The 13,715-nt window shown below is 61.7% G+C and carries 14 protein-coding genes and 1 pseudogene; 8 read left to right on the top strand and 7 right to left on the bottom strand.

The annotated features are described in order from the left end of the window. Positions 1-189 (top strand): annotated as a pseudogene (locus AC1DUY_RS30610) (IS110 family transposase); the annotation flags it as partial. A gap of 945 nt (positions 190-1,134) precedes the next feature. On the opposite strand, the gene AC1DUY_RS30605 reads toward AC1DUY_RS30610, so the two are convergent. From AC1DUY_RS30605 to AC1DUY_RS30595, 3 genes are all read right to left on the bottom strand, one after another. Then, the gene (locus tag AC1DUY_RS30605) at positions 1,135-1,854 is read right to left on the bottom strand and encodes an outer membrane protein (protein WP_089264886.1); all 720 of its coding nucleotides are present in this window, start codon (positions 1,852-1,854) and stop codon (positions 1,135-1,137) included. Between the two features lie 310 nt (positions 1,855-2,164). Then, the gene (locus AC1DUY_RS30600) at positions 2,165-2,596 is read right to left on the bottom strand and encodes a hypothetical protein (protein WP_478119166.1); all 432 of its coding nucleotides are present in this window, start codon (positions 2,594-2,596) and stop codon (positions 2,165-2,167) included. A gap of 221 nt (positions 2,597-2,817) precedes the next feature. Continuing rightward, the gene (locus AC1DUY_RS30595; protein ID WP_093762066.1) at positions 2,818-3,102 is read right to left on the bottom strand and encodes a His-rich protein BRANT; all 285 of its coding nucleotides are present in this window, start codon (positions 3,100-3,102) and stop codon (positions 2,818-2,820) included. A gap of 292 nt (positions 3,103-3,394) precedes the next feature. Here AC1DUY_RS30595 and AC1DUY_RS30590 point away from each other — a divergent pair, with 292 nt between their 5' ends. From AC1DUY_RS30590 to AC1DUY_RS30570, 5 genes are all read left to right on the top strand, one after another. Further along, positions 3,395-3,955, top strand: a complete 561-nt coding sequence (locus AC1DUY_RS30590) for a tetratricopeptide repeat protein (RefSeq protein WP_478119164.1) — start codon at positions 3,395-3,397, stop codon at positions 3,953-3,955. A gap of 115 nt (positions 3,956-4,070) precedes the next feature. Next, positions 4,071-5,459 (top strand): serine hydrolase domain-containing protein, encoded by a 1,389-nt coding sequence (locus tag AC1DUY_RS30585; RefSeq protein WP_478119162.1) that lies wholly within the window; start codon positions 4,071-4,073, stop codon positions 5,457-5,459. A 122-nt stretch (positions 5,460-5,581) separates the two neighbouring features. Next, positions 5,582-6,361 carry an NAD kinase gene (locus AC1DUY_RS30580; protein WP_120286903.1) on the top strand — a complete coding sequence of 260 codons (780 nt, stop codon included), beginning with the start codon at positions 5,582-5,584 and terminating at the stop codon, positions 6,359-6,361. Between the two features lie 87 nt (positions 6,362-6,448). Beyond that, positions 6,449-6,994 carry a response regulator gene (locus tag AC1DUY_RS30575; protein ID WP_068731951.1) on the top strand — a complete coding sequence of 182 codons (546 nt, stop codon included), beginning with the start codon at positions 6,449-6,451 and terminating at the stop codon, positions 6,992-6,994. A gap of 22 nt (positions 6,995-7,016) precedes the next feature. After that, positions 7,017-7,598, top strand: coding sequence for an Hpt domain-containing protein (locus AC1DUY_RS30570; RefSeq protein ID WP_231080216.1), 582 nt, complete (start codon positions 7,017-7,019; stop codon positions 7,596-7,598). 148 nt (positions 7,599-7,746) lie between these two features. Here AC1DUY_RS30570 and AC1DUY_RS30565 read toward each other — a convergent pair whose 3' ends face one another. Then, positions 7,747-8,919, bottom strand: a complete 1,173-nt coding sequence (locus AC1DUY_RS30565; RefSeq protein WP_478119159.1) for a DUF2336 domain-containing protein — start codon at positions 8,917-8,919, stop codon at positions 7,747-7,749. Between the two features lie 296 nt (positions 8,920-9,215). Beyond that, a complete protein-coding gene (locus tag AC1DUY_RS30560; protein ID WP_478119157.1) occupies positions 9,216-10,205 on the bottom strand; it encodes a transglycosylase SLT domain-containing protein in 990 nt (329 codons plus the stop codon). A 226-nt stretch (positions 10,206-10,431) separates the two neighbouring features. On the opposite strand from AC1DUY_RS30560, the gene AC1DUY_RS30555 reads away from it, so the two are divergent. Further along, a complete protein-coding gene (locus tag AC1DUY_RS30555; protein ID WP_478119155.1) occupies positions 10,432-11,118 on the top strand; it encodes a hypothetical protein in 687 nt (228 codons plus the stop codon). Positions 11,119-11,136: 18 nt separating this feature from the next. On the opposite strand, the gene hisI is transcribed toward AC1DUY_RS30555, so the two are convergent. Next, positions 11,137-11,583: a phosphoribosyl-AMP cyclohydrolase gene (gene hisI, locus AC1DUY_RS30550; protein ID WP_478119153.1), complete on the bottom strand. Its 447-nt coding sequence runs from the start codon at positions 11,581-11,583 to the stop codon at positions 11,137-11,139. 102 nt (positions 11,584-11,685) lie between these two features. Beyond that, positions 11,686-12,408, bottom strand: a complete 723-nt coding sequence (gene folE, locus AC1DUY_RS30545; RefSeq protein ID WP_089264896.1) for a GTP cyclohydrolase I FolE — start codon at positions 12,406-12,408, stop codon at positions 11,686-11,688. Positions 12,409-12,887: 479 nt separating this feature from the next. Here folE and AC1DUY_RS30540 point away from each other — a divergent pair, with 479 nt between their 5' ends. Continuing rightward, complete coding sequence (locus AC1DUY_RS30540) at positions 12,888-13,418, top strand: hypothetical protein (RefSeq protein ID WP_231080211.1); 531 nt, start codon at positions 12,888-12,890, stop codon at positions 13,416-13,418. The last annotated feature ends 297 nt before the right edge of the window (positions 13,419-13,715 follow it).

The raw sequence follows: 13,715 nt of genomic DNA, 5'->3' as shown, positions 1-13,715 counted from the left end.
GCGCTGTACATGGCAGCTCTCGTTGCCTGCCGCCATCATCTGCAGATGAAACAGGCCTATCAGGCCCTGCGGTTGCAGGGAAAACCGGCCAAGGTGGCGCTCATCGCCATTGCCCGAAAGCTCCTCATCACCGCCAACGCGCTCGTCAAAGCCAACAAACACTATGACGGAGAGACTCAGCCCCATTGACAGACAAGACAGTCGCCGGGTTCGGTCCCGTCGCCTCCGGCGTCGGTCCCGCCCCGGAATGACAGTTTGGGGCGCTCCGAACATATTTTCCTATCTCCCGTTGACAATATCCCCACCAGGTTTATATTCCCCTCCGTCCTGCCCCACCGAGAGGGGCGATCGCGATCGTCACGTTCGCGGGGTGGGATGCGGTGGACGCCGGAGATGCGGCGTCGCGCGGTTCACGGGTGACGTCTGTCTTCGGGCAGGACGGATCTGCGCCAGCACTGCCACTGGCAAGGAGACGGCCGACCTTCGGATGGAAAGAATCCTGGACAGTGTGACGGACGACCAAATCGAAACGCGTTCGGCCAAGTGCTTTGCGGCTACCCTGTCCCTCCGCCCTGGGACATTAATTTTGGTGATGGGACCGTTCGCCATGGCAGATGTGCAAGCAACCGAGAAAACACCGCATGCGGAACGTCGGGCAATCGCTCGGCGCCTCCGAAAGTCCTGATGCACTCTCAATTGCGGAAGACCGCATCGCATCAGGCCCAAGGGTGCAACGGGCACCCGGCGTTCCGCACGCCCTCTCACAAGAGGGTGGGAATGCAGGAGGCGACGGCGCCCCCGCGCCGCAAACAATGGGGGCGATGACGCATGTCTGGAGAGCACGTGTTGTCTAGAGCAGTGGCTGTTTGACAGTTGAATCTACGACGGCGCGATGAAGGCGCCGCACCCACAGGTGTCATCCCCGGGCTTGACCCGGGGATCCAGCTTGGCCCGCACACCGTCGCACAAGAAAGATGGATGGCCGGGTCAAGCCCGGCCATGACGTGGAGAGGATGACGATCGCATTGAAGCGATAATCAGCGACGCGCAGCGGCACATGACGAATCCCCACACAGAAAAAGGCCGGCGTGATGCCGGCCTTTCCGTCAAAGATCGAATCGATGTCGTACTTGCTCAGTACTTGGCAACCACCGGGCCACCCCAGCCGAAGCGATAGTTCAGACCGGCCTTGATGGTGTGCTCGTCGTTGTTGAAGCTGGTCGAGCCGCCGGGAATGGCCGTCGAGGTGATCGTGGTGTTGCCGAAGTTATAGTACTGATATTCGACCTTGCCCGACCAGTTCGGCGAGAACATGTATTCGAGACCGCCACCGACCGTGTAGCCGTCCTTCTTGTTGCCATCGATCACAGCAACCGCGGGAGCCACAGCGGCGATGGTCAGGTTGTTGTTATCCTTCCAGGCGTAACCGCCCTTGGCGTAGAGCAGTGCCGGACCCCAGGTGTAACCGAGACGACCGGTGACCGAGCCGAGCTGATCGTTACCGCCGCCGGTGATGGTCGTACCATTCGGGAAGACGAGGCTGGTATTGCTGCTCGCCAGCCAGCTGTACTGGGCTTCGACACCGACCACCCAGTTGGTGGCGAACTGATAGTCGAAGCCGCCCTGCACACCGCCCATGAACCGGCCGCTATCGCCGACGAGGCTGTTGCCGTCACCGAAGGCGCCGCCGAGATGGCCGCCGATGTAGAAACCGGTCCAGTTGTAGACCAGAGCCGGCGCCGTATAGGCCGGGGCCTTGGTATAGGTCCGCGCCGGAAGGTCGGCAGCGAAGGCTGAAGACGAGATCGCGGCCACGGCAACGATGGCCGACGCGCTGAGCAGAAGCTTCTTCATGGTTGTTCCCCTGTGTTGCGTAATGACCATCGAAAAACAACGTGGCGGCAGTTTGGTTGCTTCACGGCAGGCGTTGCCACATCGATGTTTGCCGACTGCGACAAAGCAGCAACACTTTTGGATTTATTCATTTTCAGGCGGTGCGAAATGGCTTTTGGTTCAGTGCTCACACGAACTTGATCGGGCTTTTCAGTGTCTGGATACCCACGTCGGGCCGCGGCAATGTTGTGGCGACGTTGCGGTCAGTTGAGGGCGACAACCCCGGCATCGAGCACCGACAGCAGATTGAAGGGTTCAGACCAACAACGCGCTACCGCGTCATCTTTTCCATTTCGGGGAACGGCGCGTAGGTCGCGCCGGCACAGGCCTCAGTGACATTCTCGACAATGCGATCGAGACGCTTGTCGACATAGGATACCGCCCGCTCCTGCGGCGCGGTGTATCTGCCGTCGAAATCCTTCGCCGTGTACCGCACGCAACTGACATAGCGCAGCCGTCCGCCGACGGTGCGTTGCACCGGCTCCGCCATCATGGCGTCACGAACGCCGACCGGATTGTTCAGATAGGTCTTGAAGAACGCCAGCAGATCGACGCGATAATTGGTCGGAAATGGCTGCGCGGCAACGCCCTGGTCATCCGTGAAGCTGATGCCACCGGCGCCGCCTCCTCCGCATGCTGCAAGCCAAAGCGGCAGCAGGACTACCGCTACCCGTCGCAAAGATATCCCCAAGTCGCGTCTCATGCGTCGTGCCGTCTCAATCGTGCAGGTGCATCCCCGTCATGCCTCTCCTAGACGGTTCGCCCGGGAATTGGAATTCGCATCTCGGTGACGGACCCGCGCAAACGAACCGGCCTGCCGCACCTCAGGGATGTTATGCATCCCAGGGGATAGGTGCAGCAGGCCGGCCGTTGAAACTCCGCGATCGCGGCTGGGCAATATGAGGCCGCGACCGCGGAGCCCCCTCAGCCGCGCTTGTGCGCGACTGTGGTCTGGATGGCGGTGTGCTTGTGAACTTTGTGAACGCTCATCTTCTTGTGGAAGCGATGATGAGGACGGGCATGGCGGTGATGATGGCGGACCATTTTCGCATTTGCGTTCAGCACGCCGGGCTTGGCCTGCACCTTGTTATCGGCCGACGTCACCGGCTTGGTGATCGGCGCCGGCGTGGTCTTGGCGATACCGGCAGCCATCGCGGGAGCGGCAAGCATGGAAACTACAATCAACGCGGTGGAAATTTTCTTCAACATGGTCGTCTCCTGTCGGTCTCGATCACGAAGTTGACCGGTCGGTTGGCCGGGCTTGTCGATCAATGCAGTCAGACTAGCGACGCTGCGCTGAACCCACTCTGAGGAAGCCGGACAGGCTTCGTTCATCTCGGTGACATCCTCGTCATGATCGCTGGGTCAGGCGTCCTGCCCCAAGTCTGCTGCCACAAGTCTGCTCCCCATGTCGGCACAAGCGGGAATGAACACCCACGTCCGGTGTTCACAACCTGAGACTTCCGTGTCAGATTATTGCTGTTGCAAACAGGAGCGCTGCATGACCCACCTCGCGATCAGGCTGACGACGCTGGCAATGTTTTCCGTGGCCGTTGCCGCCACGCCCTTCATGACCTCGGCCTATGCCGCAGGCGGCGATACGCCTTCCGCACCGCCGGCGTCCGACACCAAGGGCACCAAGGACAAGAAGAAGAAAACCGAGACCAGGAATCCGAACAGCGAGAATACCGCGTTCCTCGCCAATTATCGCGCGGCCTATGCCACGGTCTATGACAAGCAGGACTACACGGCCGCCATCGCGCAGCTCAAGGCGCTCGGCCAGGACGACCGCGCCGATGTCGCCAACCTGATCGGCTACTCCTATCGCAAGCTCGGCGACTACAAGGTCTCGCAGATCTGGTACGAGCGCGCGCTGAAGGCCGACCCCGCCCATGTCCGCACCTGGCAGTATTACGGCTTGTGGCAGGTCGAACAGGGCAACCGCGATCAGGCGCAGTATCATCTCAACAAGATTGCTTCGCTGAGCGGCAAGGACTCCGCCGAATATAAATCGCTCGCTGCTGCGCTGGAAAAGGCGCCCGGCTCCGGTCCCACCTACTGATCCCATTCGCGGATCAGTCAGCCGGTGCAATCCTTCGGATTGTGCCGGCTTTGTTATGGCTGAGAGATCAGCTCATATTCGCGGCTGCGACGCTCTCCTCACATTGAGACCTCTGATGGATCCCTGGCTGAAGCCCGCGCTCGACTACATCCACGACTGGCTCACATTCCAGATGGCAACGACGCAGCAACCCGGCTGCCTCGTCGCCATCGCGCATCGCGGCAAGATCGTCGCTGAATATGCCTTCGGTCACGCCAACCTCGCGACCGGCGAGAAGCTGACGCCGCGGCATCGCTTCCGGATCGCCTCGCATTCCAAAAGCTTCACCTCTGCCGGACTGATGAAGCTCCGCGAGCAACGCAAATTGCGCCTCGACGATCCCGTTGGCGACCATGTGAAAGGCCTGCATCCGCAGGTCGCTGCAACGACTATCGGACAATTACTGTCGCATAGCGCCGGCCTCACGCGCGACGGCGTCGATGCCGGGCAGTTCATCGACAGCCGCCCTTATCTCGACAAGAACGAGCTATTGTCCGAGCTGCAGCAACCGCCCGCGATTGCGCCCGGCACGCGGCTGAAATATTCCAACCATGGCTTTGGCCTGCTCGGCCTCGTCATCGAAGCTGTCACCGGCGAGCCCTATCGCGACTGGATCAGGCGCGAGATCATTGATGCGGTCGGCCTGCGCGAGACCCAGCCCGACTTGCCGCTGACAAAGGGCGCGCCCCTCGCGCAAGGTCATACGCCGCGGCTTCCGCTCGACCGCCGTCTGGTCATTCCCGGCGACACGCCGTGCCACGCCATCACGCCTGCTGCGGGCTTCGTCAGCACCGCAGCCGACATCGCGCGCTTCTTCGCGCAGCTTGCACCCAATGCAAAGCACAGCGCGCTGTCTGCGGCGGGCCGGCGTGAGATGACACGGCGGCACTGGCGCAATCCGCACGCAACTATCGAGAGCTATTACGGCCTCGGCACCATGAACGGCACCACCGCCGGCTGGGACTGGTTCGGCCACAATGGCGGATTTCATGGCTATATCTCGCGCACCGCCGTGATCCCGGCCTGCGAGCTGACGATCTCGGTTTTCACCAATGCCACCGACGGCTGGGCACCCATCTGGGTTGATGGCGCCATGCATATCCTGCGCGCATTCGCCCAGCGCGGCGCGCCGCAGAAGCGCGTCCGCGACTGGGCGGGACGCATGTGGACTTCAGGGAGCGCGTTTGATCTGGTGCCCATCGGAGACCGGGTGCTGGTCGCCACGCCTCAGGCGATCAATCCCTTCATGGACGTCGCCGAGATCGAGGTGACCGGCAAGGACAAGGGCACGATCGCCGCGGCCGCGGGTTATTCCAGTTATGGGGAAGCAGTCCGGAGGGTCCGTGGCAAGACCGGGAAAGTGACCGAGGTTTGGCTCGCCGGCAGCAAATTAAGGCCCGAAAAGGCGGTCGCGGAGGAGCTGACCCGCAAATATGGAGCAACCGGGCGCCGCTCGCCCCGTTAACGATGCGGCGCTCCCTGCAGCCCGGCCGTCTCAAAGACCTGCTATCCTTTCGCTCGACAAGCCCCAGCGAGGTCGGCTAGACGACCCCGCGCAACCACGCAGCATGAGCCGGCGATCCCCTGATGAACCCGTCCAAGCGCTATGACCGGATCGCCTTCGTGGCCAGCACCAGTGCGGAAGCGCAGGCAGCGCTCGACCAGCTGACGCAGCTCTATGGCAATGCCGATCCGGAAACCGCCGATATCATCGTAGCCCTCGGCGGCGACGGATTGATGCTGAAGACGCTCCACGACTTCATGCGCACGGGCAAACCGATCTACGGCATGCATCGCGGCACCGTCGGTTTCCTGATGAACGAGTTCTCAACGCTTGATCTGCATGCGCGCCTCACCGCGGCGCGCGAGACACTGATCAACCCGCTGCTGATGCGCGCCACGGACGTCCATGGCGGCGTACACATCCATCACGCCATCAACGAGGTCTCGCTGTTTCGCCAGACGCATCAACTGGCGCGCCTGCGCATCCTCATCGATGAACGCGAACGGATGGCCGAACTTGCCGCCGATGGCATCCTCGTGGCGACGCCGGCCGGCTCGACCGCCTATAACCTGTCGGCGCAGGGTCCGATCCTGCCGATCAATGCCGCGCTGCTGGCGCTGACGCCGATCAGCGCGTTCCGCCCACGGCGCTGGCGCGGCGCACTACTTCCCAATACGGCGATCGTCGCGATCGAGGTGCTGGAAGGCGAAAAACGCCCGGTGGCCGCCGTCGCCGACAACGAGGAAGCCCGCGACGTCCGGCGGGTCGAAATCATCTCCGACAAGTCGATCTCGATGCGCATGATGTTCGACCCCGGCCACAGCCTGGAAGAACGCATCCTGAGCGAACAGTTCGGATATTGAGGCGCCTGCCCGCCTCAACCATTCGTTAAGACGCGGCGCGGTATGGTTAACATCGGGTAACGGTCCCAGCCCGGTTCGAGCCGCATCATGTTCCGTATCGACTTCAACAAGCTGCGTTTTCTGGTCTGCGACGACAATCCGCACATGCGGCGCATCCTGCGCACGCTGCTGCATTCGTTCGGCGCCCGCGAAGTCTACGAAGCCGAGGACGGCGCCACGGCGCTGGAAATGTACAGCCACTACGTGCCTGACATCGTGATCGCCGACTGGGCGATGCCGATTTTCGACGGGCTGGAACTGGCGCAGATGATCCGGCAGCCGGATTCCAAGGGCAATCCCTACGCGCCGATCATCATGCTGACCGGCCACTCCGAGAAGCGTCGCATCACCATGGCGCGCGATGCCGGCGTCACCGAATTTCTGGCCAAGCCGATTTCGGCCAAGGGCCTCTATCTGCGCATCATGAGCGTGGTCGCGCATCCCCGCCCCTTCATCAAGACGAAGAACTATTTCGGGCCCGACCGCCGCCGCAACACCACCGTCGCCTATATCGGACCGGAACGCCGCAATGGCGGTGAAGCCGAGGTTCTGCAGCAGCCGTCGCTGCTGGATAAAGCCCGTGTCACTGGCTAGCGCAATGTTCGGAGAAACGACCATGGCCAAGAACAAAGCGCCGGCGCCGCCGAAGGTGCAGGCTTTCGCCGATCACCAGGTCATCACGCCGCCGAACACGCTGAAGCACGCGATCCGCCGTGTCATCGATCGCGAGCTCGACGATCCCGTGGCGCGCGCCGAACAGGCGCTGGCCAATCTCTCCGGCGAGTTCAAGACCTGGATGCGCAGCGAATGCGACCGCCTTGCCGCAGCACATGCCGCGATCCTGAAAAAGGGCTTCGATACGCACACCCGCGGTGAGCTGTTTCGCGCCGCTCACGACATCAAGGGCGACGCCTCGACCTTCGGCTTTCCTGCCGCTGGCGTCGCCGCCGAAAGCCTGTGCCGGATTCTCGAACACGCCCCCGATCTCGATGCGGTGCCGGCGGATCTGATCCAGCACCATATCGATGCGATCCAGGCCATCGTGCGCGAACACAACACCATCGAGAAGGCCGGCGTAGCCAACGAACTCAGCGCCCGCCTGCGTGCCGTTGCGGATGACTATCTGACGCTGGTCAATCGCGATCGGCCGGATCATCTCGAGATGATCTCGGCGCCGAGCATCGTGCCGAAGGAATAGCGTCGCTCCGCAATTTCGTCTGATGCGATCGAAACACTCTCCACGTCACGGCCGGGCTTGACCCGGCCATCCATCTGTTGAAATGCGCTGATGTCGAACGATGGATGCCCGGCTCAAGGCCGGGCATGACGACTGAGATATTCGACGTTTACGCCGCGATCAGCTGATACTCGCCGCGCGCATTCGCCTGTTCGGCCAGTTCATCGCAGAACACCCGCGCTTCCTCGCGGGCCGATTCCGTCGCGAAGCGCCGCAGCAGGATCAACAGCGGCTCGGACGCCGCCTCATCGGTCTCGCACACCGTCAACACCCGCTCGACCATGCGACGACGCAGCCGCACGGCGCCGCCGACAGAGCCGATGAAACCGATTTCATTGCGCGCAGCTAGCGCCGCGCGAAAGGCAGGGAATGTCGACTCCGGCAGACCTGCGCGGGCAAGCAATGCGTTCAGCCCGGCACCGACGCCGTCGTAGACCAGCGCGGCCACGCGGCTCTGCGGCAGGCCGGACAGCTCCACCAGCGCCTGGTCGAACAGGTCGAGATTGCCCGACAGCAGGGCACGGAGGATCAGTCCGACGGTCAACTGCCCGGCTTCGCGCAAGTGATGCACGAGATCACGCATCTCGTCGCCGCGCGAACGCGAGGCAATGTTGACCGTGGAGCGCGCCATCGCCTCGTCGGCAATGCGCTCGGCACGATCCGGCGACAGCCAGTTGCGTGCAACGACGAAGCGGGTCAGTGTTTCGGAGAGCTTGGCCACCAGTGCGAGGCGCGTCGTGGCTGGCAGGTCGCCAAGGGCCAGCATCGCTTCGCGGATGGCTGCAAGATGGCCGTGACGCTCGACGATACGGTCCCAGGAGAACGGCGCCAGTTCGGCATACGGATTTTCAATGAGTTCGAGCGCCGCAGCCGCAGAGCCGACTTCGGCAATGGCGGCGCAGATCGAGATAGGAAGATTGATGCGGCGCGCGACGGCGCATTGCAGCTCGCTATTCCCGGTGGCGACAATGTCGACCAGATCGGCATCGATCAGCAGCGGCGAATGTTCGAGCACTGGAAGCGACACACAGGGCTGATCCACCGACAGCGCCTGCACGATGGCCGGGGGCGCCGACGGCGCGCGGGCGAAAACCTGCGCCATGGCCTGGCGCACCAGCGGCGACGCGTCATCGAGCAGCATCAGCAGCGCGCCTTCGGCTGCGGCACGGTCGTCGTCTGAAAGATCAGAAAAAATCCAGGCCCGCGCCAAAGAGCGCGTTGCCTCTGCCCGCTCGCTGGCTGGAGCGGTCCGTACCCAACTGATGAACTGCCGAACAATCATGGTTCTGCCAGCCTACGCAACAAGATCAACACCGAAACGCGATGCCACTGTCAGAGAAAATAAACCATGCCACTTAACAAACGGTTCACCATAAGCTTATGGGTTTGTTGAGGTTTTATTAAGGGATCGGACACGCGGGGAAATCTGTGGCTCCCGGTGAATATCACACACTCCGCCCTCATCCTGAGGAGCGCGCCCTTGCGCGCGTCTCGAAGGATGGCCGCTAGCGGCGATGCCTGCCAACAGCTCATGGTTCGAGACGGCGCTGCGCGCCTCCTCACCATGAGGGGACGGAGCTAACTACTAAAAGTCCCGGCGCGATCGCTGAACAGATCGAGCGGCTTGGGCACGCCGACTTCAGGTATCTTCGGCAGCGACGTGGACGTCAGTGACGTGCGGTTGCCCCACAATTCCTGCACGGCCGGCGACACAGGTTGCGCACGATCACCGCCCTGGAACAGCGACCGGAAAATCGGCTGTTCCTGCACGGCCGCCGACGACTGATCGGATGCAAAGCTTGCGACCTGCGCCGTGCTCAAATCCGGGAAGCGCGACAGGAATGTCGCATTGCTGGCAGGCGTCAGTGGCGAGACTGCCTGCGCCGTCACCACACCCGCGGATGCCATCGCCGTCCGTGTCGCCGTGGAATTCGCGGCACTGTCATAGCGCGCCGACAGCACCGAATAGACCTGCGACACGCTGCGCGCGCTGCCGCTCTGATCGTAGAAGATCGACCGGTTCGCTGCGGCGGCATTCGGAAACAGTGCAGCGCCCGATGCGCTCGGATTGTTCGCCGCATTGTTGATCAGCTTGGAGGCGCCACTGACGCCCATGAAATGCGCCATGTAGAGTTCGGCATCGCTCGGACGACGCCCGATCTCACCGGTGAGCTTGAAACTGTTGGACTGCGTCAGTACGCCAGCCATCGCTGAACTCGCGACGGGATCGTCACGCAGTTTCAGTATCTCGGCCTTCGCAGCCGGATCGCTCACCGAATAACTTCCCGACGGCGACTTGGTGATGGCGTCGGCATATTTACCGTAGCCGAGCTGCGTGCCGGCTTCCTTCACGGTGCCGAGCCAGGTCTGCTCGATGAACTGGAACAGGCCCTTGGCCGAGGACGTCGACGCCGTGGCTGAGGGATTGAAATTGGATTCCATCTTGGCGGTGGCGAGCAGATATTCGAAGCTCGTGCCCGTGGTGCCGGCAGCATTCTTGATCGCGCCGGTCACCTGACTGCGCGTTGACGAGAGTGCTGATGCGAGGTTGGTCGCGTCGACCGCCATAGTGTGGTGCCCCGCTGCCGCGACATGACTACCGGGAATCGTGCCCTGTCAGCCCTGCGGAAGCCGCGGACACAGTGGGACATTCATGGTTAACGAAACGCTAAGGCGGTTTTGGCGCCCAACACCTCCATCCGTGGTTGCATATTTCACAGAGCATTAACGCGAGGGTGTTTCCGTATGTGTCTGATGGAGATTCGCTCCGTCGGCAGCGGAAATGGAGCTCACGATGGTTGCGGTCGCAAACGCGAATTCGACGTCGACCCAACCGCGGGACAAAGCGGCCCCCGCCGCCGTTGCGCCCGCCAAGCCATCCGTCTCATCCGACAAGCCTGCATCTGCGCCGACAGCCCCTGCCGCCTTCGTATCGCTGTCAGACCGCGCCAAGGCGATTATCGAAAAGGCCAAGGCCGATCAGGCTGCGACCGAAGGGCTCACCGATACATTCGACGAAATGCTGACAAAGCGGACCGACGCCCTGGCCGACCGCCTCTCCAAGGCGTTCGAGAAAATGAACATCCCGCCGGAATATGCGACCCACATGAAGGTCGACAAATTCGGCAACGTGACTGCCGAAGGCCCCTGGAAAGCCAAGATCGAGAAGATGTTCAGCGACGATCCGGCGCTTGCCAAGGAGATGAAGGAAGTCTCGGGCCTGAATGCCCTGAAGGCGGCGCAAGCTTCGCTCGATCTCTACAACGAGCAGAAAAAATCGACCAATAGCGAAGCGAAACAGGCGGAAGCCTGGAAGAACTACAATATCCGTTCGATGAACATCCAGACCCTGTCTGGCGTCATGACCATGAAGGACGGCCAGCTCCGGTCGGCGGCCGTCGATTACATGGACATGATCGCCGATCCGACCGGCATCAGCGCCGCCACGTCCCGGCAGGATTTCGCCAGCCGGCTGGCGTAACCCAAGATCGGAGCCAGTTCAGCTTCCGTAGACCGACGCCGGATCGAACACCTTGTCCGCATCGATGAACGACACCTTCGCTGCCCCACCCCCACCCTCGCCCTTGGTGATCGCGCGGTAGAAGCATGAGCGACGGCCGGTGTGGCAGGCGGCTCCGCCGATCTGCTCGACCTTGATCCAGATCGCATCCTGGTCGCAATCCATCCGCATCTCGACCACGCGCTGGGTCTTGCCCGAGCTCTCGCCCTTGCGCCATAGCGCCTTGCGCGAACGGCTGTAATACCAGGCATCGCCGGTTTCGATAGTGTTGCGCAGCGCCTCTTCATTCATATGCGCCACCATCAACACGTCGCCATTCGCCACGTCGGTCGTCACGACGGTAACGAGACCGGCAGCGTCGAATTTCGGCGTGAGCACGAGGCCTTCTTCGAGATCGTGGCTGTGCGCGTGCGATGTGTTGGACACGGAAAATCTCTCGCTGTGGTCGTCAAACGAAAATCGGGCGCATGATGCGCCCGACACTCTAGCAGCAAATCACGGTCGTCGCGCGATCAGCGCGACGTGGGTTTAGCGCGACATGGACTGGATCATCGACATGAACCGCGCCTGCTCGGCAGGATTGTCGCGGAAATTGCCGGTGAAACGCGTGGTGAAAGTGCGTGAGCCTTCCTTGCGGATACCGCGGGCCGACATGCAGGTGTGCTCGGCCTCGACCATCACCGCAACACCGCGCGGCTTCAGCACTTCATCGACCGCGGCAGCAAGCTGCGCGGTCAGATGCTCCTGGGTCTGCAGCCGATGGCCGAAGATATCCACGAGACGCGCCAGCTTGGAGAGACCGACGACACGCTCCACCGGCGTATAGGCAATATGCGCCTTGCCGTAGAACGGCATCATGTGATGCTCGCAATGGGAGACGAAGGCCATGTCGCGGATCAGCACGAAATCATCATAGCCCGCGGTCTCGCCGAAGGTCCGATTCAGAACCTCGGCCGGGCACTGATGATAGCCCTGGAACAGCTCGTCATAGGCCTCGACCACCCGCCGCGGGGTGTCCATGAGGCCTTCGCGCTGCGGATTCTCGCCGATATAGGCGAGCAACGTCTGCACGGCCTGCTCTGCCTCGGCGCGCGAGGGCCGCAGCTGGTCGGGATTTACCGCCGCAGCCAGAAATTCGGCGGGATCGAGCTCCGCCGGCCGGAATTCCTGCACTTTGCTCTCGGCAGATCTGACTTCAGAAGATTTGCCATCCGGGGATTTGCCGCGAAGCGGCTTGATCACAGCGTCCATCTTTACTCCGTTCGACCGGCCCCACGGGAGGCCGGAGTGTCACCGGGCAGACGGGGCGGCAAGGCCGCCGGACGCCTGAGTCCGTCAATAAAACATCGTCTTGCGACAATAACACCGAGGCCGCCGAACTGAATTCTCAAATTCCGGCGATCTGGAGAACGCCCGGCGCTCTGTTCGCCGGGCTCCGCCCTATATAGTGGACCATTACGACTGTTGCCAGCCATCAGGCTACCCACTCATCACATTTAAATCGTTGGTCTTTTTCCTATTATTCCCAGCACGCCATTCAAGGGCAATGCGGGCGGTTCCCATGTGAGCCTAGGGTGATGACCCGATACTTCAGAACGGCACGGAGGAACAATCTTGGCAGCGCGCATCGCGTCAAACAGCTCCCCGCGCGACTCTTTTGGAGGACGGAGGGAGGTGCGAGAAACAGCGCGAACGATCCGTAACCCAGGCATTGGTTGGAGGAAAAGGCGATGGCGGCATCCTGCAAGTATGAAATCAGCATTCTGAAACACGACGAGCAAGAAATCGTTCTTGCTACTCATCATCCCGCCATCGGCGAATTAACGCGCGACAAGCTGGAGAGCCTTCGTTCGAGGCTACGGGATTTTCATGGCAAGGAGCACACCCTAGCGCGGCATCGACAGCGCGAAGCAAGAGGAAAAGCCGAGCCGAGGGGCAGCAGCTTTTCGGGAACAGCCGAGCATGCAACTCAGCGCAAGCAAGTCTTCGTCGCTGCTATAAAACGCGTTAGCAAGGAGCTGAAGCGCCTGCAGAACTTCGAAGCAAAAAAGGAACTCGGAGAGGCCGCCAGGCGCGCATTGGCCCTGCGACGGGCACAGCAATTCTCTCGACCTCAAAATGATCTTCGCCCTGGTGAAGGAATGCGCTCCATCCCGAGCCGGCGCCGGAATATCAAGATTCCGCCTTCACGGATTGGGAGGGTGTCGCAGGCGAACAAGCGCGCGCAGGCTCGGCGCGACGTCAGCCGCGGAAGCGATTAAGCGGCGCGGAGGATCCGAGATTCTTTCTGTCTGTCCCAAGGATGAGCGCCGGCTGATCGGAGGCATCGAGCCTTTGGATCTGTTGCCCTCACGGATCGCATGTGACCCGATCGGCGCGCCTTCCTTCTGAAGATGTTGGGCGGTCGCTAAAGTGTCCCTACATGAGGGGGACGGCTGCGACGTGCAAAATCCGTGCGCCGCCAAAAACATAACTGCTCACAGACCATTGAAACTGCTGATCTTTTATTTCATGGAATGGACGCTATATAGAGTCCAGTTCCTCGCGCGCCAAGGACG

The sequence above is a fragment of the Tardiphaga sp. P4_G1 genome (assembly GCF_056401215.1).
Note: the sequence above shows the minus strand (reverse complement) of the source record. Positions and strands in the feature narration are given on the sequence as shown.